Here is a 20,309-nt window from a genome sequence, read left to right as displayed (position 1 = left end):
ATCGGCTATACAGGGGACGGGCGCTCAGCGGCGCCCGGCTATCGATAACAACAATAAATCGGAGCGCTTCCCTTGGCCTCGTTCCTCGTCCCCGCCGTGGCGCTGATGAATCGCCTCGGCTTCGGCGCGAAGTTCACGCTGATCAGCGTGCTGTTCTTCGTCCCCATGCTCTTGACCAATGCCTCCCTGGTGCACGACGCCTACACGGAGTTCGGCCGCTCGCGCAGCGCCCGTGAAGGTCTGCTCGAACTGAATCAGGCACTGCAGGTACGCCGCGTGGCACAAACGCTGAGCGACCTGCTGCAGGTCGATGCCGTGCTCGGCCAGTCCGCCCCGTCGACGACGCGCAGTGGGCGCATCGAGGCGCTCCTCGGCGACCTGCAGACACTCCTTGCGCAGGAGCTGCCATCGACGTCCAGCAGCCAGGAAAAGCGCGACGGCTTGCGTCAGTTGCTGCAGACCTTGGGTGAACAGGGTTCGCTGCACAATCGCCAGGGGTTGGCGGAGCGCTTGGCCGGTGATGCCTACGTCTATGCGCGATTGGTTGCTTCGGAGATCGGTCTGAGCCTGGATCGAGAGCGCAACGTGCGCCAGCTTGCCGGCCTGCTCACCGTCACGACACCGCGGGTCATTCGAGCCCTCGGCGAAGCGCGTGCGGTGGGCGCCTATTCGCTGGGACGGGGGTTCCTCAACTCGACGGATAGCGTGCGCCTGGATGAACTGCTGCTCACGCTGGAGCGCCTACAGGGCGAATATGCGAGCGCCGTCCAGGACGCCTTGGTCGACAGCGCCGAACTCGACGCCCTGGCGCAGCCCAGCCTGGCGAGTCTGACCCAGGCGTCCCAGCAGTTGGAGGATGAGGTCGTCGTCGCCGAAAGTCTGGATACGCCGTGGGATGCCTTCTTCGACGCACAGGGGGCGCTCATCGGTCGCACCGAGGCCTTCGAGGATGGCGTACTCGCCGAGCTCGATGGCCTGCTCGCCGCGCGCACCCTTCACGCTGAGCGCAAGTTGGCGTTGCTCGCCGGCGGTCTGTTGGCGAACCTGTTGTTGATTGCCTATCTCTATGCGGGCTTCTACCTGTCCATGCGCAGCACCCTGCGGCGACTCTCCCGCGCCATGCAGCAGATGGCCGGTGGCGACATGACGGTGAGTTGCCGTGTGGTCAGCCGCGATGCCCTCGGCGAACTGGGGCACACCCTCAACGGCAGCGTGGCGAAGATTCATGAGCTGATCCAGCGGCTCGGACAGACGGTCGCCGAGGTCGATGCCCAGGCGCGGGAAGTGGAGTCCATCTCCGGGGCCAGTCACCAAGCGGTGGGTGGGCAGCGCGAAGGTGTCGACCTGGTCGCCACCGCGATGAACCAGATGGCCGCCACGGCCCAGGAAGTCGCGCGCAGCGCCGCCTCGGCGGTGGACGGTGCCCAGCGTGTGGACCGGGAAACGCAGAGTGGTCGGCAGCGGGTCGTGGCTCAGGTCGAGGGTATCGGTCAGTTGGCCGGCGAGATCGAAACCTCGGTGGCGGCGATCAACCGCCTGGCGGACGACAGCCAGGCGATCGGCCGGGTGCTCGATGTCATCAAGGGCATCGCCGACCAGACCAACCTGTTGGCGCTCAACGCGGCGATCGAGGCGGCGCGCGCCGGCGAGAGCGGTCGGGGTTTCGCGGTGGTGGCCGACGAAGTGCGCGGGCTGGCCTTGCGCACTCGTCAGTCCACCGCCGAGATCGAGGCGATGATCGATCGTCTGCACGGCGGCGTGGCCGCCGCAGTGAGTGCCATGGGCGCCAGCCAGCGCACCGCCAGCGATGCGGTCGGCCAGGCGAGTGCGGTGCGCACGGCGCTGGAACACATCCTCGAGGCCAGTTCCAGCATCGTCGAGCAGAGCCAGCAGATCGCTGCCGCCGCAGAGCAGCAGACCGCGGTGGCGCTGGAGGTCGACCGGCACATCGTGCAGATCAGCCAGGATGCCGAATTGACCGCCGAGGGCGCCGGGCGTGCCGAGCGCGCCAGCCGCGAGCTGTCAGCCCTGGTATTGCGGCTGAAGGGGCTGGCGGCGGCGTTCCGGGTCTAGGGCCTGTTCCCGTTTCATTCACGAGCCGCGTTGTCGCCAGAAATGGCCTGCGATTAGGCGCAGAACGCAGCCAATGGTCATTCCCTTGGCAAGTTCTGCAACGACAGCGCAGGCCATTTCTGGCACAGCCTCGGCGGCCCCACCCTACGGGCCGGTGCCTGTTTTGGCGCGATACGGCGTTGCTCGTCTTGGACTTACCCCGGTAAGCCCAGCGACTCGCGCCTTGTCTCGCGCCAAAACAGGCATCGGCGCGGCCGCGAATGAAACGGGAACAGGCCCTAGGGCATCTCCCAGCCAAACAGCTCGCAGGCATTGCGGGTGCTGGCGGCGGCGAGCGCTTCGGCGGGGATGTCCTTGATCTCGGCCAGCGCCTGGCAGATGGCGGGGAGGAACTCGGGACTGTTGCGTTGCCCTGGGTGACTGGCGGGCGGGATGTCCGGGGCGTCGGTCTCCAGCACGATGGCGTCGAGCGGCAACTGCTGCAGCACCTTGTGCATGCGCTTGGCCTGCGGCCAGGTACCGGCGCCACCCAGGCCCAGGCGAAAGCCCAGCTTGAGATACTCGCGGGCCTCTTCGAAGCTGCCGCTGAAGGCATGCACGATGCCGCCTCTTGGCGGGCGATGACGCTTGAGGGTGGCGATGACATCGGCATGGGCGCGACGCACGTGCAGCAGCAACGGCAGCTCGAACGCCCGCGCCATTTCTATCTGCGCCTCGAACAGGGCCTGCTGGCGAGGTTTGTCCGGCGTCTCGATGTAGTAGTCCAGGCCAACCTCGCCGATGGCGCAAAGCGCCGGGTCCGCTCGGCGTGCCTGCAACTGTCCATGCAGCTGCTGCAGGTGTTCGGCATCCTGGTGGCAGTGCAGGAAACAGGGGTGTAGCCCCAGGGCGTAGTGCAGGTCCGGCTGGTTCGCGCAGAGTGCTTGCAGGCGAGCCCAGTGTGCCTGGTAGACGCCGATCAGCACCTGGCGCTTCACGCCTACCTGACGGGCTTGCGCGAGCACCTGGGAGCGGTCCGCATCGAACTCGGGAAAGTCGAGATGGTTGTGGGTATCGATCAACTGCATGGCCTGGCTTCCGCGTTCAGCCGTTCGCGCCGGGTGCGCGCCGGCGATGCAGTCGGCGCGGGATCGCCTCGACGCCCGGCAGGTACTCGTCGTGCTCGATGGCGCGCAGGGTCCAGTACAGCAGACGCTCGGCGATCAGTTCGTGCTGCTGCTGGATGGCGTCGATACGCGTGGGCATGAAGTCCAGCAGCCGGGTATCACCGAAGGTCGCCATGCGTGGCGCCTGATAGCCGGGCCAGTCGTGACGCTGCAAGGCCTCGAGGACGCCTTCGAGCAGCACGTAGGCCGTGGTCAGCAAGGCGTCCGGGCGCTCGCCGTCGGTGGTGAGCAATTGCTCCATCAACTGGCATCCGGCCTCGCGTTCGAACTGCTCGGCATGCAGCACGCTGACACGCAGGTCGAGGTTGCGCAGCGCCGCGCGAAAGCCGGCCTCGCGGTCGCGACTCACGCGCAGCTCGGGGCGTGCGCCGAGTAGGGCGATGTGACGTGGCAGTGGGGCGAGCAGGGTGTTGGCGAGTTCGAAGCCCGCCTGCTGGTCGTCGCTGATCACCGAACGCAGACGCGAAGGCGCCAGGGCGCGGTCGACGGCGATCACCGGCAGGCCGCCGTCGGTCAGTTCGGCGTACAGCGGATCTTCCGGGGGCAGGCAACTGGCGACCAGCAGTGCATCGCAACGCCGTGCGCGGAACAGCTCGACCAGTTGCCGCTCGCTCTGCGGGTCATCGTCGGAGCTGGCCACCAGTAGCTGGTAGCCGCAGTCGCGGGCGCCCCGCTCCAGGCGCTTGGCGATGCGCGCGTAGCTGGGGTTCTCCAGGTCCGGAATGATGAAGGCGAGGGTGCGGCTGTGCCCGCGGCGCAGTGCCGCGGCCTGCTGATCGGGGCGATAGCCATGCTTTTGCACCACCGCCATCACCCGGGCGACGGTGCTGGCGCTGATGCGGCGTTGCTCGGCCTGGCCGTTGATCACGTAGCTCGCTGTGGTGAGCGAGACGCCGGCCAGTTGGGCGATGTCCCTGAGTTTCACGAATTTCCCGATCCAAGCGTGTCGAAAGACAACACAGCATCATACCGCAGGGGGGAGCTTTCCCTAACGATGGGCTCGAGGGCGCTAGGCTTCAAGGATTACCCGATCTCGGGTAATGTGCCGCATCGAGTGAAACGATTCAGCTAGATCGACGGAGTGACCGTCAGGAGAACGCGCATGCTTGAACTCAAGGCCGCCGACATCCGCCTGGACGCCGCCGCCAGCGACAAGGACCAGGCGCTGGCGCAGCTGGCCGACTGGCTGGTGGCGGACGGACTGGTGCAGCCCGGCTACCTGGAGGGCATGCGCGCCCGGGAAGCTCAGGGCTCGACCTTCCTGGGACAGGGCATCGCGATTCCCCATGGCACGCCGGACACCCGCGACCAGGTGCTCTGCACCGGCGTACGCCTGATGCGCTTCGCCGAGGGCGTGGACTGGGGCGACGGCCAGCGTGTCTACCTCGCCATCGCCATCGCCGCGCGCTCCGACGAGCACCTGCGCCTGTTGCAGTTGCTCACCCGTGCCCTCGGCGAACAGGACCTGGTGCCGGCGCTGCAGTCCGCGCGCACGGCAGAGGAAATACTCGCGCTGCTGCAAGGTGCCCCCCAGGCGCTGGCGCTGGATGCGCAACTGGTCGGCCTGGGGCTGCCGGTCGAGGATTTCGACGAGCTGGCCTGGCTCGGCGCGCGGCGCCTGAAGAAGGCCGGCTGCGTGGAGGCGACCTTCGGTGCCGCGCTGGTCGGCGCTGAACCGCTGCCGCTGGGCGACGGGTTGTGGTGGCTGGATAGCGCGCGCGGTGTTGTACGTCCCGGACTGGCTTTCGTCACGCCCGCCGAGCCGCTGCTGCGCGATGGCCAGCCGGTGCACGGCCTGTTCTGCCTGGCGAGCCTGGGTGATAGCCATCGGCAGCTGCTGGAACGACTCTGCGACCTGCTGATCCAGGGCCGTGGCGGCGAACTCGCCACGGCCGACTCCAGCCGCCGTGTGCTCGAGGCGCTCGGTGGCGAGGTCGCGCCCGATTGGCCGTCACGCCAGGTGCCGCTGGCCAATGCCCATGGCTTGCACGCACGGCCGGCCAAGGTGCTGGCGGAAATCGCCCAAGGCTTCGACGCGGCGGTGCGCGTGCGTCTGGCCGGGGACGAGGGCCGTGGTGTGTCCGCGAAGAGCCTGAGCAAGCTGCTGGCACTCGGCGCGCAACGCGGGCAGGTCCTGGACTTTCTTGTCGAGCCGGGCGCGGAGGGGGCGCTGGACGCCTTGGAGGCGGCCGTTCGCGCAGGACTCGGCGAAGAAGTGCAGGCGCTTCCCGAGCCGGGCCAAGCGGTGCTGGCCAGTCCCGAGCAGCGTGCCGGGGAGCCCGTCGACATCGTTCCACCCGCCGCCGGCAGCCGCTTGCAGGCAGTCGCCGCCGCGCCGGGTATCGCCATCGGACCGGCCTGGGTGCGTGGCCCGCTGCAGCTGGACTACTCCCGCCAGGGGCGGGGTGAAGGTACCGAGCGCGAGCGCCTGGATGCCGCCCTGGCGCAGGTGCGCGAGGACATTCAGGCGCTGGTGGCGCGCAGTGACCAAGCCAGTGTGCAGGAAATCTTCGTGACCCATCGGGCGATGCTCGACGACCCAGGTCTGCGCGAGGAAGTGGAAGTGGCGCTGGGCAATGGGCTGTCCGCCGAGGCGGCCTGGGCCGATGAAATCGAGCGCGCCGCGGCGCAACAGGAAGCCCTGCACGATGCATTGCTCGCCGAGCGTGCGGCGGACCTGCGCGACATCGGTCGTCGGGTCCTCGCGCGTCTGTGTGGGGTCGAAGTCCTGTGCGAGCCGGATGAGCCCTATGTGCTGGTGATGGACGAGGTCGCGCCCTCGGATGTCGCCGGCCTCGACCGTGCCCGGGTGGCCGGGGTGCTCACCGCGCGCGGCGGCGCTACCTCCCATAGCGCGATCATTGCCCGCGCGCTGGGTATTCCGGCGGTGGTCGGTGCGGGCGAGGCGGTGCTCGGCATCCCACCGCGCTGCGTCCTGCTGGTGGACGGCGATCATGGCGTGCTGGAAGTTGCGCCGGATGCCCAGCGTCTGGCCGTGGCCCAGGCCGCGCGGGAAACCCGGCGACAGCGTCAACAGGCCGCCGATGCACTGCGCATGGAAGCGGCGGTGACCGTGGACGGCCATCGCGTGGAAGTGGCGGCCAACCTCGGCGCGGCCGCCGAGACGGTCGAGGCGGTCGAGCTGGGCGCGGAGGCGGTCGGTCTACTGCGCACTGAACTGGTGTTCATGGATCACCCGCAGGCGCCGGACGTGGCTACCCAACGGGCGGAGTACCAACGGGTGCTGGACGGTCTCGCGGGGCGTCCGCTGGTGGTGCGCACGCTCGATGTGGGCGGCGACAAGCCGCTGCCTTACCTGCCGCTGCCGACGGAGGAGAATCCGTTCCTCGGCGTACGCGGCATCCGCCTGAGCATGCGCCGCCCTGAGCTGCTGGAGACCCAGTTGCGTGCGTTGCTCGAGGCTGCCCAGGGCCGCGCATTGAGGATCATGTTCCCGATGGTCGGTCGGCTCGAGGAATGGCGCTTTGCGCGGGATCTGGCCTTGCGCCTGCGTGAGGAGATTCCCCTCGAGGACCTGCAGCTCGGCGTCATGGTCGAGGTGCCATCGGCGGCCCTGATGGCACCGGTGCTGGCGCAGGAGGTGGACTTCTTCAGTATCGGTACGAATGACCTGACCCAGTATGCGCTGGCCATCGACCGTGGCCATCCGAGTCTTTCCGCCGAGGCCGACGGTCTGCACCCGGCGGTGCTGCGTTTGATCGAGATGACGGTACAGGCCGCGCACGCCCACGGCCGATGGGTCGGCGTCTGCGGCGAGCTGGCTGGCGACGAGCTGGCGGTGCCGGTGTTGGTCGGCCTGGGGGTAGACGAGCTGAGCGTTTCCGCGCGCTCGATCGCCCTGGTCAAGGCGCGGGTGCGTGAGCTGCGCCTGGGAGAGGCGCAGGAGCTGGCTCGTCGCGCGCTGCAGTTGGACAGCGCCACAGCGGTACGCGCGCTGGTCGATGAGGGCTGCTGAAATGGCACGCATCCTGACCCTGACCCTCAACCCCGCGCTGGACGTCACCGTGCAACTGGCGAGCCTGCGTCCCGGCGAGGTCAACCGCACCCGCAGCCTGCAACGACATGCCGCGGGCAAGGGGCTGAACGTCGCCCAGGTGCTTGCCGACCTCGGTCACAAGGTGACGGTGGCCGGGTTCCTCGGCGCCGCCAATGCGCAGCCGTTCGAGGCGCTGTTCGCCCGACGCGGCTTCGTCGATGCCTTCATTCGCGTGCCCGGCGAGGCCCGTAGCAATTTCAAACTGGTGGAGGACAGCGGCCGGGTCAGCGACCTCAATGGTCCCGGGCCGGAAGTGACGCCCCAGGCCCAGGCCGAGCTGGCCGGCGAACTGGAAAGCTGGCTCGCCGGCCACGATGCGCTGGTGGTCGCCGGCAGCCTGCCGCAGGGCGTGAGCCCGTCCTGGTTCGGCGCCTTGCTGCAGCGCCTGGCGGCCCATGGCGTGCCGCTGGTGGTGGACAGCAGTGGCGAGGCGCTGGCTGCGGCGGTCGCCGCGAAGCCCTGGCTGATCAAACCCAATGACGAAGAGCTGGCGCAGTTGGCCGGGGTGCCGGCGCATGCGCTGGACGCGTTGCTGCTGGCGGCACGCCGCTTGCGCGAGCAGGGCGTCGGCCAGGTGCTGTTGTCGCGTGGCGCGCAGGGCGCCTGCTGGCTGGGCGAAACCCAGGCGCTGCAGGCCACGCCGCCGCAGGTATCGGTGGCGAGCACCGTCGGCGCAGGCGATTCGCTGCTGGCCGGGACTCTCCACGGTCTGCTCGAAGGCTGGCCCGCCGAGCGTACCTTGCGCCTGGCCACGGCGATTGCCGCACAGGCGGTGACCCAGGTCGGCTTCGGCATCCATGACCGCGAACAACTGGCGCGCCTGGAGGCGGGCGTGCAGATACAACAAATCGAGGCCGCTGAATGAAACTGCTGATCGTCACTGCCTGCCCCAATGGGCAGGTCACCAGCGTGATCTGCTCGCGCCTGCTGGCGGGCGCCGCGCAACACCTTGGCTGGGACTACCGGGTCGAGGTGCATGACCCGCGGGCCATCGGCTCGCCGTTGAGCGAGCAGGACATCGCCGAGGCCGACCTGGTCGTCGTGGTGCGCACCGGCGAGTTGGCCTTGCAGCGTTTCGTCGGCAAGCGCCTGGTGCAGGCGACGCCCGCCGAGGCCCTGGCTGAGCCCCAGCGCTTCCTGCGCGAAGCTGCCGAGCATGCCGCGGTACTGCAGGCGGACGAGCCCCAGGCCCCGACCACTGCACGCTCGCGGCTGGTAGCGGTGACCGCCTGCCCAACCGGCGTCGCGCATACCTTCATGGCTGCCGAGGCACTGCAGCAGGCCGCCGAGCAGTTGGGCTACGCGCTGACGGTGGAGACCCGCGGCTCGGTGGGCGCGCGCAACGCGCTGTCGGCCGAGGCCATCGCCGCCGCCGACGTGGTGCTGCTGGCCACCGACATCGAGGTGGAAACCGCGCGCTTCGCCGGCAAGAAGGTCTATCGCTGTGGCACTGGGGTTGCACTCAAGCAGCCCCAGCAGACCCTGCAACGGGCACTGGCTGAGGCGCAGCCGCTACAGGGCGCCAGCAGCGGGGCGGCCCAGGCGTCAGCCGGCAGTGGTGAGAAGGCGGGGCCCTACAAGCACCTGCTCACCGGTGTGTCCTACATGCTGCCGATGGTGGTCGCGGGCGGTCTGCTGATCGCGCTGTCGTTCGTCTTCGGTATCGAGGCGTTCAAGCAGCAGGGGACTCTGGCCGCCGCGCTCATGCAGATCGGTGGCGACGCGGCCTTCAAGTTGATGGTGCCGGTGCTCGCCGGTTACATCGCCTACTCCATCGCCGATCGACCGGGGCTGGCGCCGGGCATGATCGGCGGTTTGCTGGCGGCGAATTTGGGCGCGGGCTTTCTCGGCGGCATCGCTGCGGGGTTCATCGCCGGCTATTGCGCCCGGGCGTTGGCGCACCTGGTACGCCTGCCGAGCAGTATCGAGGCGCTCAAGCCGATCCTGATCATTCCGCTGCTGGCGAGCCTGGTCACCGGGTTGGTGATGATCTATGTGGTGGGTGCGCCAGTGGCCACGGCGCTCGGTGCGCTCACCGGCTTCCTCGACGGCATGGGCAGCACCAATGCAGTCCTGCTCGGGGTCTTGCTGGGCGGCATGATGTGCGTGGATCTGGGCGGGCCGATCAACAAGGCTGCCTATGCCTTCTCGGTGGGCCTGCTGGCGTCGCAGAGCTATGCGCCGATGGCCGCGACCATGGCCGGCGGCATGGTGCCGCCCATCGGCATGGCCATCGCCACCGTGCTGGCGCGCCGCAAGTTCGCCCAGAGCGAGCGTCAGGCGGGCAAGGCCGCTGGCGTGCTGGGGCTGTGCTTCATCTCCGAGGGTGCGATTCCCTTCGCGGCGAAGGATCCGCTGCGGGTGATCCCGGCGAGCATCGCCGGCGGCGCGCTCACCGGCGCGCTGTCGATGTACTTCGGCTGCCGCCTGATGGCGCCCCATGGCGGCCTGTTCGTGATGCTGATCCCGAATGCGATCAACCACGCCTGGCTGTACCTGTTCGCCATCGCCGCGGGGAGTCTGCTGACCGGGGTAAGTTACGCGCTGCTCAAGCGCGCAGAGCCCCAGGGCATGGCCATGCAGGCGCAGGGCAGCGCCACCACCTAGCAACCGCCGATGGCGCGCGGCACGCAGGCCGCGCGCCCCTGGTTCAGCGGCGTTCGACGACCCGGTAGCAGGGCTCGTAGTCCGCGCCGCCCGGCAGCTTCATGCGGTGCTGGGCGACGAAGGCCTTCAGGAGCTCGTCGAGCGGCTGCATGATCGAAGCTTCGCCACTGATCTCGTACGGGCCGTGCTCCTCGATCTGACGGATGCCATTGGCCTTGACGTTGCCGGCGACGATGCCGGAGAACGCGCGGCGCAGGTTGGCGGCCAACTGGTGCAGCGGCTGCTCGCGGGTCAGATCGAGCGAGGCCATGTTGGCGTGGGTCGGCTCGAAGGGGTGCTGGAAGCCCGCTTCGATCTTCAACAGCCAGTTGAAATGGAAGGCATCGTTGCGCTCGCGGCGGAACTGGCGCACGTGCTGCAGACCCAGGTTCATGTGCCGGGCGACTTCGGCGGGATCGTCGACGATCACCCGATAGCGACCCTGGGCCTCGCTGCCGAGGGTGGCGCCGATGAAGGCGTGCAGTTGCTGCAGGTAGGCCTCGGCGCTCTTCGGTCCGGTCAGCACCAGCGGGAAGGGGACATCGGCGTTGTCCGGGTGGGTGAGGATGCCCAGCAGGTAGAGGAACTCCTCCGCCGTACCGACACCACCGGGAAACACGATGATCCCGTGGCCGACGCGCACGAAGGCTTCGAGGCGTTTCTCGATGTCCGGCAGGATGACCAGTTCATTGACGATCGGATTGGGGGCTTCGGCGGCGATGATGCCCGGTTCGGTGAGCCCCAGGTAGCGGCCTCCGACGATGCGCTGCTTGGCGTGGGCGATGGTGGCGCCCTTCATCGGGCCCTTCATCACGCCCGGCCCGCAGCCGGTGCAGATGTCCAGGCCGCGCAGTCCCAGTTCGTGGCCGACGCGCTTGGTGTACTTGTATTCCTCGACGCTGATCGAGTGACCGCCCCAGCACACCACCATCTTCGGATCGGCGCCGGCGCGCAGGGTGCGGGCGTTGCGCAGCAGGTGGAAGACGTAGTCAGTGATGCCTTCGGAGCTGTCCAGATCGATGCGCTCGCGGTCCAGCTCGGTCTGCGTGTAGACGATGTCGCGCAGGGCGCTGAAGAGCATCTCGCGGGTGCTGGCGATCATCTCGCCATCGACGAAGGCATCGCCCGGCGCGTTGATCAGTTCCAGGCGAATGCCACGATCCTGTTGGTGAATGCGCACCTCGAAGTCGTGGTAGGCCTCGAGGATGGTCTTGGCGTTGTCGCTGTGGGTGCCGGTGTTGAGGATCGCCAGTGCACACTGGCGGAACAGCTGGTAGACGCTGCCGGAGCCGGTTTCGCGAAGTTGCTGGACCTCGCGGTGGGACAGCGTTTCCAGGCTGCCCTTGGGGCTTACGGTGGCGTTGATCTTGCGGCGTTCGGGCATTCGGCACTCCATGTAAGACACAACGGGGGCAACTCGCTGCCCCCGTCAGAACAGCCTCTAGCCGTCCTGCAGACCCAGGTTGCTGCAGATCGCCAGGCTCGGCTCGGCCTGGTTGAGGGTATAGAAATGTAGCCCCGGTGCGCCACCGGCAAGCAGGCGCTCGCAGAGCCGGGAGATGGTCTGCTCGCCGAAGGCCTGGATGCTCGCGGTGTCGTCGCCGTAGGCTTCCAGTTGCTTGCGCAGCCAGCGCGGCAGCTCGGCGCCGCAGGCGTCGGAGAAGCGCGCCAGCTTGCTGTAGTTGGTGATCGGCATGATGCCGGGGATCACCGGAATATCGACGCCGGCCTTGCGCAGGCGTTCCACGAAGTAGAAGTAGCTGTCGGCGTTGAAGAAGTACTGGGTGATGGCGCTGTCGGCGCCGGCCTGGGCCTTGCGCACGAAGTTTTCCAGATCGTGCTCGAAGCTGCGTGCCTGGGGGTGAGTCTCCGGATAGGCGGCGACTTCGATATGGAAGTGGCTGCCGGTTTCTTCGCGGATGAAGCCCACCAGGTCGTTGGCATGGCGCAGCTCGCCGCTGGCCATGCCCATGCCGGAGGGCAGGTCGCCGCGCAGGGCGACGATGCGCTGGATGCCGGACTCGCGGTAGCGGGTCAGCAGGGCGCGTAGCTCGGCCTTGCTGTCGCCGACGCAGGACAGGTGCGGTGCGGTGGGCACCTTCACCTCGCCATCGAGCTGCAGCACGGTGTTCAGCGTGCGGTCACGGGTCGAGCCACCGGCACCGTAGGTGCAGGAGAAGAAGTCGGGGGTGAGCTCGGCCAGCCGGCGTGCGGTGACGAGCAGTTTTTCATGGCCAGCCTCGGTCTTGGTCGGGAAGAACTCGAAGCTGATGGTCGGACGATCGACGGCAGTCATGGGAAATACCAGGCAAAAGGCGGCGAGCCCGGGGGCTCGCCGTCTGGAGTCGGCTCGGGGCGGTCACGCCAGGGCGCGCCGCCCGTGGGATCAGTAGCGGTAGCTGTCCGGCTTGAACGGACCTTCCACGGTCACGCCGATGTACTCGGCCTGCTTGGGCGTGAGCTGGGTGACCACGCCACCGAAGCCCTTGACCATTTCCAGCGCCACTTCCTCATCGAGTTTCTTCGGCAGCACTTCCACGGTCAGGCGCTCGGCCTGGCGTGCGGCGGGCAGTTCGGCGAACTTCTGCTCGAAGAGGAACATCTGCGCCAGTACCTGGTTGGCGAAGGAGCCGTCCATGATCCGGCTGGGGTGGCCGGTGGCGTTACCCAGGTTCACCAGGCGGCCTTCGGCGAGCAGGATCAGGTAATCGTCGTTGGCCGGGTCGTAGGTGCCCTTGCCGCTGCGGTGGATCTTGTGCACCTGCGGCTTGACCTCTTCCCACGCCCAGTTGGCGCGCATGAAGGCGGTATCGATCTCGTTGTCGAAGTGCCCGATGTTGCAGACCACGGCGCGCTTCTTCAGCGCCTTGAGCATGCCGGCGTCGCAGACGTTGGCGTTGCCGGTGGTGGTGACGATCAGGTCGATGCTGCCCAGCAAGGCCTTGTCGATGCAGGCGTCGCTACCGTCGTTGATACCGCCGATGTAGGGCGAGACCACCTCGAAGCCGTCCATGCAGGCCTGCATGGCGCAGATCGGGTCGACTTCGCTGACGCGTACGATCATGCCTTCCTGGCGCAGCGAGGCGGACGAGCCCTTGCCCACGTCACCGTAGCCGATGACCAGCGCCTTCTTGCCCGACAGCAGGTGATCGGTGCCGCGCTTGATGGCGTCGTTGAGGCTGTGACGGCAGCCGTACTTGTTGTCGTTCTTGCTCTTGGTGACCGCGTCGTTGACGTTGATCGCCGGGACTTTCAGGGTGCCGGCCTTGAGCATGTCGAGCAGGCGATGCACGCCGGTGGTGGTTTCCTCGGTGATGCCGTGGACGTTTTCCAGCACTTGCGGGTATTTCTTGTGCAGGATCTCGGTCAGGTCGCCGCCGTCGTCGAGCACCATGTTGGCGTCCCACGGCTGGCCGTCCTTGAGGATCGTCTGCTCGATGCACCACTCGTACTCGGCTTCGGTTTCGCCTTTCCAGGCGAACACCGGAATACCGGCGGCGGCAATCGCGGCGGCGGCCTGGTCCTGGGTGGAGAAGATGTTGCAGGACGACCAGCGCACTTCGGCGCCCAGCGCCACCAGCGTCTCGATGAGCACCGCGGTCTGGATGGTCATGTGGATGCAGCCGAGGATCTTCGCGCCCTTGAGCGGTTGCTGAGCCGCGTACTTGCTACGCAGGCCCATCAGGGCAGGCATTTCGGATTCGGCGATGACGATCTCGCGGCGGCCCCAGGCAGCCAGGGTGATGTCGGCGACTTTGTAGTCGTTGAATTCGGCAGGCGTCATTACGGCGCTCATGGGATAACTCCATTCGTTGGGTGCGAATGGGCGCCGTTGATGCGTTCGGTTAAACGCCCCGGACGAGCCTGACAGGGCGACGCGTACACGAAGGGGCCGCAGGGAGGCGGTCCGCCGGTTTACACGTCGACTGCTGCAGCGCCCCTCGGCCGGGTGGCGGGTGCGGCCGGCGAGACGGCCGCAGAGGAGCGATTATAGCGGTGCCTGAGAGCCAGCCCAAGAGGGGGCGACGGACTCACTTGCCGAACAGGCCTCCCAGCGCCTTGAGGCCATTCGCGGCGGCGTCGATCTGGTTGGCGGTTTCGCTAGTCGGCTGGGCGCCGGTGTTAGCCACCGCAGTGCCGGCCATCAGTTCGCCGCAGCCATTCTGCGCGCGCGCAGCGCCGTCGGTGATTTTCTGGTTGCCGGTCACTTTGCCGATGGCCTGAACCAGTTCGATCTTGTCCTGGTTCTGGGCGACGGCCTTCTGGCAGTCGGCATTGGTATTGACAGCCTGGGCGGTGGCCGAGTTGTTGTTCTGCTGTCCGTTCAGTGCGCCGGCGACGTTGGCGATGCCGCTAGCGACGGAACCGAAGTCCAGAGCGTGGGCGGGCAGGCTGGCGATCAGGCCGAGGAGCAGGGCGGAAGGAAGCAGGGCGCAGCGCATGGGATCAACCTCTCTGTCGGGGATCGACCGTTGCGGCGGTCGACCGGGTCCATTGAAAGGCCGTTTATACAGCCTCGATACCGTCATCGGAATAGAAAGTTCCGTCGCGGCTAAAATTTTTAGGATGAATTCGCATTTGGCTGATACACATCAGCTATTCGACTGAGCATGTTGTCGGTCAAGTGGTGCTTGCCACTCGTTCGGGCGAGGTTCAGCCAGGAATTTGGCGAGGCGGCGCGAGCCGTGGATAATTCCCCGCCTTGTCGTAGGGAGATCTGCCCGAAATGAAGCTGAAGTCCTGTTTGCTGCCGGTGTTGTTGATGGCAGCGCTGAGTGCCTGTGATCGTGTGGACCCCAACTCGCCCCTCGGCCAGCGCAAGGCCATCTTCAAGCAGATGCTGCATACCAGCGAGGATCTGGGCGGCATGCTGCGTGGCCGCATCGACTTCGATGCCAAGGCGTTTCGCGAGGGCGCGCAACATCTCGACGAATTGTCGCAGCAGCCCTGGCAGCACTTTCCCAAGGTTCGTGAGGACGACAGCGAAGCCAGTGAAAAGGTATGGGAGCAGCAGGCGCGCTTCCAGGCGCTGGCCCAGGACCTGGAGCAGAGCACCGCGGCGTTGGTCGCTGCGAGTACGGCCGAGCCGTTGGAGCCGGCGGCCCTCGCCGCTCCGGTGCAGCGCGTCGAGGATGCCTGCTCGGCGTGCCACAAGGAATTTCGCGCTTACTAGGGCCTAGAACCCCGCGATGCCCTCTTCGTGCAGGTGCGCGCCCAGGCGGCGGACTTCGGGATGGGCGAAGAATGCGCTGAGTTCCGCCGCCGTGGCCGGGCCGACGCCATCCAGCCGTTGCCACTGGGTGACGTCGTAGCTCAGGACACTGGGCCAGTCCGGTGCGGCCTGGCGGGTCAGCGCGGCGGGAGCGCCGAGCGCAGTCAGCCAGCGCTCCGCGGATCGCTCCCGCGCTGCGCGAAAGACGTGCAGCAGATGCGCTGCGCGCCGTTCGCCCAGCCCAGGCAGCGCTGTCAGTTGCGGCTCCTGCAGGTGCATCCAGCCGAGCAGGTCGTCGAGCAGCCCGTGTCGTTGCAACAGGCGCCAGGTGCCAGGGCCGACTCCCGGCAGATCCAGTCCGCCAGGGCCGCTCAGCCATTCCATGCGCGCGATGAATTGTTCTTCGCAACCCGCTTCGGGATGCCAGCAGCTCAGGGGGTGGTAGCGCTGGGGATCGGGTACGTTCAACGCGCGGCGTTGATGGGCGTGCCAAACCAGCGAGTCCAGTCGAGGGATGCTGTTGCCGGCGAGGCTGATCGCTACCTGGTCTCCGGGGCGGATGTCCAGTTCGCGCCACTGCGCCAGCGAGCCTGCGGCGACCCTGCTGACAACGCGGTCGTCGAGGCGCGTGGGCTGCAGGTGCAGCAGCGGAGTGATGCGTCCGCGCCGGCCGATGCGGAACTCCACCTCGCGCACTTCCGCCAGTGCCTGCCGTGGCGGGTATTTCCAGGCCACCGCCCAGCCCGGTGGCTCGGCGCGCCAGCGTGCGGCTGGCGGACGCCGGCCCTGGCGCAGGACCACGCCATCGCTGGCGAACGGCAGCGGACCGTGGAACCAGCGCTCACGCCAGGCGGCGGCTTGCGCGAGCGAGCTTATCGGCTGGGTCAGCTCCGCGACATCGGCGAAACCCAGGTCGCGGAGGCCGGCGAGGCGCTCGGGCATGTCTTCCGGCCCCTGCGGCCAATCCCAGGCGAACAGCCCGACGCGCGCGGCGAGCGCCGGATCGAGCGTCTCGCGGGCGAGCCAACCGGCGACCTGGGCGCGTGCGCCGAGGCCGCCGTCGCGCGCCTGTAGATGCCCCTCCAGGCGCAGGTAGAGCTCGCCCTGAACGACGCTGTCGATCGCTTCGGGTAGCCGTTGCGGGACATTCGGCAGCGTCTTTACGCGGGTACTCCAGTCCTGCCCGGCCTGACCGTCACCGCGACTGATGGCCTGTACCAACTGTCCCTTTCGATAGACCAGGGTCACGGCCACGCCATCCACCTTGGGCTGGATCCACAGATCCCTGCGGTTGGCGATCCAGGCGCCTGCGGCTGCTTCGTCCGGCAGCTTGTCCAGGCCGGTCTGCGCTACGGGATGTGGCAGCGCACCGCTCGCCGTGACCAGCGCGGTCCGCGGCGCCTGCGACGCAAGACCCAGGCAGTCTCGCCATTGCCGCTCGCGTTGGCGGGCCTGGTCGTAGAGTTCGTCGGCGATGGGTGACTGGCCGTCGCGATGGTAGGCGCGGTCCCACTCGGCAAGGCGGGTTTCGAGTTCGGCCAGTTCATCGGCCAGAGGCACCTCGGCCGGTGGGCAGTCGGCCAGGGCGGTGAGGGGCAACAGCAGGGCGAGATGAGGCAGAGACAGGCGCATGCGGCTTCCTTGCAGCAGGAGTGCATGCCACCTTAGTCAGCGCGCCGGCGGGGCGCCGTGATCAGTCCAGCAACTCGCGCATCGTGCGTTGCAGGTCTTCCAGGGCGAAAGGCTTGGCCAGCAGCGGTGCCTGGGTCGCCAGGGGGCTCCCGCAGTCGTGCAGCTCGGTGGGGTAGCCGCTGATGAAGATGAGTTTCAGGTCCGGACGCAGGCGCAGTGCGGGCTCGGCGATACGCGCACCGGACACGCCGCCGGGCAGGCGGAAGTCGGTGATCAGCAGGTCCAGATGGGGTTTGCTGGCGAGGATATCGAAGGCCTGCTCGGCATTCTCGGCGCGCAGGACCTGGTAGCCCTCGCATTCGAGATAGTCGCCGACGAGTTCGAGCACCTGGGGCTCGTCCTCGACCAGCAGCACGATGGGTAGGGATGACGTCATGGATGGCAGTCTTGGCGTGGACGGTATGAAGCGAACTATGATCGACAGCTCAGATCGGCCTGCCCGCGGGAAGTTCGCCGCTGTCGCCAGACGGAAAAGATGTGGCTTGTGGCGGCGATCGACAGTCTCAGCTCTCATAAGTGAATCTACAGACGTGCCCTGCGGAGGAATCATGAGCGACAGCGATCTGAACGACAGCGGTCCGGCCAAGTTGGCCGACGACACGCTCAAGACCCTGGTGGATGGCTTCCGCCATTTCCGCGACGAGGTGTTCCCCGAGCAGGAGGAGCTCTTCAAGAGCCTGGCACATGCCCAGTACCCGCAGGCGATGATCATCACCTGTGCGGACTCGCGAGTGGTGCCGGATCTGATCACCCAGGCTTCCCCGGGCGACCTGTTCGTCTGCCGCAACGTCGGTAACGTGGTGCCACCCTACGGGCAGATGAACGGCGGCGTCTCCACCGCCATCGAGTACGCGGTGATGGCGCTGAAGGTGAAGCACATCATCATCTGCGGTCACTCCGACTGCGGTGCCATGAAGGCGGTGCTCGATCCGCCGGTGCTGGAGAAGATGCCCACCGTCAAGAGCTGGCTGCGCCACGTGGAAACCGCGCGTACCGTGGTCGAGCACCATAAGGACTGTGGTTGCGGACAGGATGGCGGGCTGGCGTTCCTCACCGAGGAAAACGTCATCGCCCAGCTGGATCACCTGCGTACCCACCCGTCCGTCGCCTCTGGCCTGGCCAGCGGGCAACTGCAGATCCATGGCTGGATCTACGACATCGAGAAGTGCGACATCAAGGCCTATGACGCCAGCCTCGGGCGTTTCCGTGGGCTGGACAGCGCCGATCCGCTACCCACCGCCACGCCGCGCCCGCGCTTGATGTTACATACAGGCAACGGCGAGCGCTGAACCCCGCCTGAGCCCTGGCGTCTAGTGTGAGGAGGGCGGCCTGCCGCCCGACTTTTCCAGTCGCCAGGGCCGCCCATGCCGTTTCGTCGTCTGCTGCTGTTCACCCTCTGTTCATTGCTCGTGTCGGCTGCCCAGGCGCAATCCGCCTGGGCGCCCGCGCTGATCGAGCGCATTCGCGCGCTGGATGCCGCCGCGCCGGGTGAGTGGGGCGTCTACGTCAAGGACGTGGCCAGCGGCCACGTCGTCGCCTACCGTGCGGACGAACCCTGGTATCTGGCTTCGGGGGTCAAGCTGCCGGTGGCGGTGGCGCTGTTGCGCGGGGTGGATGCCGGGCGCTTCGCGCTCGACGACCTGCTGGCGGTACAGTCCGAGGACCTGGTCGATGGTGCCGGGCCCACCAAGACGCTGGCTCCGGGGCAGCAAGTGCGTACCGCCGTCCTGCTCGAACGCATGATCACGCTCTCCGACAATGCGGCCAGCGACATGCTGATTCGTCGCGCCGGTCTGGAGCAGGTCAACGCATTGGTCCGCGAGATCGATCCGCATTGGGGACCGATCACGCGCCTCTCTGACGTACGCCGCGAGCTCTATGCCGAACTCCACCCGGACGCTCGACAGCTCAGCGGTCCGCAATTGCTGCAGTTGCGCGCGCAGCCGTTCGGCGCCCCGCGTATCGCTGGACTGGCGCGCCTGTTGCGGGTGTCTCCGCAGGCACTGGCACCGCTGACGCTGCCGCAAGCCTACCGGCGCTATTACGCGCGCGGTTTGAACAGCGCCCCGCTGGCGTCGATGGGATTGCTCATCGAGCGCCTGGTCGATGGCCATCTGTTGCAGCCGGTGAGCCGCGAATACCTGCTGGCGGTCATGCAGCGAACCCGCACCGGCAGTCGCCGGCTGCGGGCGGGGTTGCCGCAGGGACTGCGCTTCGCCGAGAAGACCGGTACCCAGTACGCGCACTTCTGCGATTTCGGCGCCCTCGACGGGCCGCGTGCAGGCGGCACCCTGATCGTGGCTGCCTGCCTGCGCGGCGAGCCGTCCCTGGCCGCCGCCGAGCGCGGTTTCCAGGCGCTCGGCCAGGCGCTCGACGAACTCGATGGACTACGCGCTGGGGAATCCTCATGAACAAGCCGACGACCTTGCTGGCCTTGGTGCTGGCGCTGCCGCTGTGGAGCGGCTGCGGCCAGGCGGAGTCCACCGCGCTCACCGGCGAGCTGCGCCAGCTCGCGGAGGATACGGAGGGGCGGCTGGGGGTTTACGTCAAGGCGCTGGACAGCGGCACGCTGGATCGTCTCGAGACGGACCGACCCTGGTACCTGGGCTCCACGGTGAAGTTGCCGGTGGCTCTGGCAATCCTCCAACGGGTGGATGCCGGCGAGCTGTCGCTGCAGCAGGAGCTCGAGCTGCGCGACCGTTTCCGCGTGGATTCCGCCGGTGAACTGGTCTGGGCCGAGGCCGGCACGCGCTACCGCATCGACACCCTGCTCGAGGAAATGCTGGTGCGCAGCGACAGTGTCGCCACCGACATGCTCATCGACCTGCTCGGCGAGGACGCCTTCAATGAACGCCTGCAAGCCATGGCGCCGGAAGGCTTCGGGCGCATCACCACGCTGCAGCAGGTGCGGCGCGAGATCTACCGTCGGATACATCCGGATGCGGAGCGCCTGACGGGCGTGCAGATCACCGAATTGGCAGCGGCTGACTTCGGTGAGCCGCGCCTGCGCGCCCTGGCGCGGATGCTAGAGGTGCCCCGCCACAGCCTGCGCATGAGTCTCGACGAAGCCTACGACGACTACTACGCCAGTGGCCTCAACAGCGCCACGCTGGACGCCTACGGCGGCCTGCTCGAACGTCTGGCGCGCGGCGAGTTGCTGGAGCCGGCCAGTCGCGAGCGGCTCTACCGGATCATGGGGCTGGGCCGCTATCAGGACTATCGCCTGCAAGCCGGGCTGCCTGAGGATCTGCCGGTGGTGGCCAAGACCGGCACTCAACACCAGCGCGCCTGCCACATGGCGATCCTCGATCCGTTGGCGGCGTCCGGTGAGCCCCGTGTGGTGGCGGCCTGCGTCGAGGGCGTCGGCGAACATGCCCCGGCCGAACGCATTCTGGAACGCATCGGCCAACTGCTCGACGAGCAAGTGCGCGAGCAGCCCACCCGAGCATGACCTTCAACCTGT

16 protein-coding genes, 1 pseudogene and 1 riboswitch are annotated in these 20,309 nt (G+C 67.6%); of the genes and pseudogenes, 9 read left to right on the top strand and 8 right to left on the bottom strand.

The window, feature by feature from the left end:
* Window positions 1–105: 105 nt before the first annotated feature.
* Together ACYRGX_RS22245 and ACYRGX_RS22240 are read left to right on the top strand one after the other, a co-directional pair.
* Window positions 106–1,215, top strand: a pseudogene (locus ACYRGX_RS22245) (HAMP domain-containing protein); the annotation flags it as partial.
* 144 nt (window positions 1,216–1,359) lie between these two features.
* Entirely contained in the window at window positions 1,360–2,073 is a 714-nt protein-coding gene (locus ACYRGX_RS22240; protein ID WP_473056758.1) for a methyl-accepting chemotaxis protein, read from the top strand.
* A 278-nt stretch (window positions 2,074–2,351) separates the two neighbouring features.
* Here the strand turns inward: ACYRGX_RS22240 and ACYRGX_RS22235 are convergent, their stop codons facing one another.
* Both ACYRGX_RS22235 and cra read right to left on the bottom strand, forming a co-directional pair.
* A complete protein-coding gene (locus ACYRGX_RS22235; protein WP_473054583.1) occupies window positions 2,352–3,140 on the bottom strand; it encodes a TatD family hydrolase in 789 nt (262 codons plus the stop codon).
* 16 nt (window positions 3,141–3,156) lie between these two features.
* Window positions 3,157–4,164: a catabolite repressor/activator gene (cra, locus tag ACYRGX_RS22230; RefSeq protein ID WP_473054582.1), complete on the bottom strand. Its 1,008-nt coding sequence runs from the start codon at window positions 4,162–4,164 to the stop codon at window positions 3,157–3,159.
* A 177-nt stretch (window positions 4,165–4,341) separates the two neighbouring features.
* Between cra and ptsP the strand changes: the two genes are divergently transcribed.
* The 3 genes from ptsP to ACYRGX_RS22215 are packed head-to-tail and all read left to right on the top strand — an operon-like array spanning window position 4,342 to window position 9,903.
* Entirely contained in the window at window positions 4,342–7,215 is a 2,874-nt protein-coding gene (gene ptsP / locus ACYRGX_RS22225) for a phosphoenolpyruvate--protein phosphotransferase (protein WP_473054581.1), read from the top strand.
* A 1-nt stretch (window position 7,216) separates the two neighbouring features.
* The gene (pfkB, locus tag ACYRGX_RS22220) at window positions 7,217–8,161 is read left to right on the top strand and encodes a 1-phosphofructokinase (RefSeq protein ID WP_473054580.1); all 945 of its coding nucleotides are present in this window, start codon (window positions 7,217–7,219) and stop codon (window positions 8,159–8,161) included.
* Window positions 8,158–9,903 (top strand): PTS fructose-like transporter subunit IIB, encoded by a 1,746-nt coding sequence (locus ACYRGX_RS22215; protein WP_473054579.1) that lies wholly within the window; start codon window positions 8,158–8,160, stop codon window positions 9,901–9,903. The genes pfkB and ACYRGX_RS22215 overlap by 4 nt, the downstream gene beginning before the upstream one ends.
* A 43-nt stretch (window positions 9,904–9,946) precedes the next feature.
* On the opposite strand, the gene ppnN is transcribed toward ACYRGX_RS22215, so the two are convergent.
* The 4 genes from ppnN to ACYRGX_RS22195 all read right to left on the bottom strand — a co-directional run bounded on the left by ppnN (window position 9,947) and on the right by ACYRGX_RS22195 (window position 14,384).
* Entirely contained in the window at window positions 9,947–11,326 is a 1,380-nt protein-coding gene (gene ppnN / locus ACYRGX_RS22210; RefSeq protein WP_473054578.1) for a nucleotide 5'-monophosphate nucleosidase PpnN, read from the bottom strand.
* A 57-nt stretch (window positions 11,327–11,383) separates the two neighbouring features.
* The gene (metF, locus tag ACYRGX_RS22205; RefSeq protein WP_473054577.1) at window positions 11,384–12,238 is read right to left on the bottom strand and encodes a methylenetetrahydrofolate reductase [NAD(P)H]; all 855 of its coding nucleotides are present in this window, start codon (window positions 12,236–12,238) and stop codon (window positions 11,384–11,386) included.
* A gap of 90 nt (window positions 12,239–12,328) precedes the next feature.
* On the bottom strand, window positions 12,329–13,738 hold the full coding sequence (gene ahcY, locus ACYRGX_RS22200; protein WP_473054576.1) for an adenosylhomocysteinase: 1,410 nt from the start codon (window positions 13,736–13,738) through the stop codon (window positions 12,329–12,331).
* Window positions 13,739–13,759: 21 nt separating this feature from the next.
* A riboswitch (S-adenosyl-L-homocysteine riboswitch) is annotated at window positions 13,760–13,891 on the bottom strand.
* An 82-nt stretch (window positions 13,892–13,973) separates the two neighbouring features.
* The gene (locus tag ACYRGX_RS22195; RefSeq protein ID WP_473054575.1) at window positions 13,974–14,384 is read right to left on the bottom strand and encodes a hypothetical protein; all 411 of its coding nucleotides are present in this window, start codon (window positions 14,382–14,384) and stop codon (window positions 13,974–13,976) included.
* A gap of 284 nt (window positions 14,385–14,668) precedes the next feature.
* Between ACYRGX_RS22195 and ACYRGX_RS22190 the strand changes: the two genes are divergently transcribed.
* The gene (locus ACYRGX_RS22190; RefSeq protein ID WP_473054574.1) at window positions 14,669–15,115 is read left to right on the top strand and encodes a c-type cytochrome; all 447 of its coding nucleotides are present in this window, start codon (window positions 14,669–14,671) and stop codon (window positions 15,113–15,115) included.
* Window positions 15,116–15,118: 3 nt separating this feature from the next.
* Here the strand turns inward: ACYRGX_RS22190 and ligB are convergent, their stop codons facing one another.
* Complete coding sequence (ligB, locus tag ACYRGX_RS22185) at window positions 15,119–16,786, bottom strand: NAD-dependent DNA ligase LigB (RefSeq protein ID WP_473054573.1); 1,668 nt, start codon at window positions 16,784–16,786, stop codon at window positions 15,119–15,121.
* A gap of 61 nt (window positions 16,787–16,847) precedes the next feature.
* Window positions 16,848–17,222, bottom strand: a complete 375-nt coding sequence (locus ACYRGX_RS22180; protein ID WP_473054572.1) for a response regulator — start codon at window positions 17,220–17,222, stop codon at window positions 16,848–16,850.
* Window positions 17,223–17,394: 172 nt separating this feature from the next.
* Here ACYRGX_RS22180 and ACYRGX_RS22175 point away from each other — a divergent pair, with 172 nt between their 5' ends.
* The 3 genes from ACYRGX_RS22175 (at window position 17,395) to ACYRGX_RS22165 (ending at window position 20,297) form a co-directional block, all read left to right on the top strand.
* Window positions 17,395–18,135 carry a carbonic anhydrase gene (locus ACYRGX_RS22175; RefSeq protein WP_473054571.1) on the top strand — a complete coding sequence of 247 codons (741 nt, stop codon included), beginning with the start codon at window positions 17,395–17,397 and terminating at the stop codon, window positions 18,133–18,135.
* A gap of 75 nt (window positions 18,136–18,210) precedes the next feature.
* Window positions 18,211–19,257 (top strand): serine hydrolase, encoded by a 1,047-nt coding sequence (locus tag ACYRGX_RS22170; protein ID WP_473054570.1) that lies wholly within the window; start codon window positions 18,211–18,213, stop codon window positions 19,255–19,257.
* A complete protein-coding gene (locus ACYRGX_RS22165) occupies window positions 19,254–20,297 on the top strand; it encodes a serine hydrolase (protein ID WP_473054569.1) in 1,044 nt (347 codons plus the stop codon). Before ACYRGX_RS22170 ends, ACYRGX_RS22165 begins: the two co-directional genes overlap by 4 nt.
* Window positions 20,298–20,309 lie beyond the last annotated feature (12 nt).

Source organism: Pseudomonas sp. R4-15 (assembly GCF_055768815.1).
Note: the sequence above shows the minus strand (reverse complement) of the source record. Positions and strands in the feature narration are given on the sequence as shown.

Excerpts from the sequence above, each read along its gene's own strand:
- ACYRGX_RS22240 (WP_473056758.1), top strand. The coding sequence starts at position 1,360 with ATGAACCAGATGGCCGCCACGGCCCAGGAAGTCGCGCGCAGCGCCGCC.
- ACYRGX_RS22235 (WP_473054583.1), bottom strand. The coding sequence starts at position 3,140 with ATGCAGTTGATCGATACCCACAACCATCTCGACTTTCCCGAGTTCGAT.
- ptsP (WP_473054581.1), top strand. The coding sequence starts at position 4,342 with ATGCTTGAACTCAAGGCCGCCGACATCCGCCTGGACGCCGCCGCCAGC.
- pfkB (WP_473054580.1), top strand. The coding sequence starts at position 7,217 with ATGGCACGCATCCTGACCCTGACCCTCAACCCCGCGCTGGACGTCACC.
- ACYRGX_RS22215 (WP_473054579.1), top strand. The coding sequence starts at position 8,158 with ATGAAACTGCTGATCGTCACTGCCTGCCCCAATGGGCAGGTCACCAGC.
- ppnN (WP_473054578.1), bottom strand. The coding sequence starts at position 11,326 with ATGCCCGAACGCCGCAAGATCAACGCCACCGTAAGCCCCAAGGGCAGC.
- metF (WP_473054577.1), bottom strand. The coding sequence starts at position 12,238 with ATGACTGCCGTCGATCGTCCGACCATCAGCTTCGAGTTCTTCCCGACC.
- ahcY (WP_473054576.1), bottom strand. The coding sequence starts at position 13,738 with ATGAGCGCCGTAATGACGCCTGCCGAATTCAACGACTACAAAGTCGCC.
- ACYRGX_RS22195 (WP_473054575.1), bottom strand. The coding sequence starts at position 14,384 with ATGCGCTGCGCCCTGCTTCCTTCCGCCCTGCTCCTCGGCCTGATCGCC.
- ACYRGX_RS22190 (WP_473054574.1), top strand. The coding sequence starts at position 14,669 with ATGAAGCTGAAGTCCTGTTTGCTGCCGGTGTTGTTGATGGCAGCGCTG.
- ligB (WP_473054573.1), bottom strand. The coding sequence starts at position 16,786 with ATGCGCCTGTCTCTGCCTCATCTCGCCCTGCTGTTGCCCCTCACCGCC.
- ACYRGX_RS22180 (WP_473054572.1), bottom strand. The coding sequence starts at position 17,222 with ATGACGTCATCCCTACCCATCGTGCTGCTGGTCGAGGACGAGCCCCAG.
- ACYRGX_RS22175 (WP_473054571.1), top strand. The coding sequence starts at position 17,395 with ATGAGCGACAGCGATCTGAACGACAGCGGTCCGGCCAAGTTGGCCGAC.
- ACYRGX_RS22170 (WP_473054570.1), top strand. The coding sequence starts at position 18,211 with ATGCCGTTTCGTCGTCTGCTGCTGTTCACCCTCTGTTCATTGCTCGTG.
- ACYRGX_RS22165 (WP_473054569.1), top strand. The coding sequence starts at position 19,254 with ATGAACAAGCCGACGACCTTGCTGGCCTTGGTGCTGGCGCTGCCGCTG.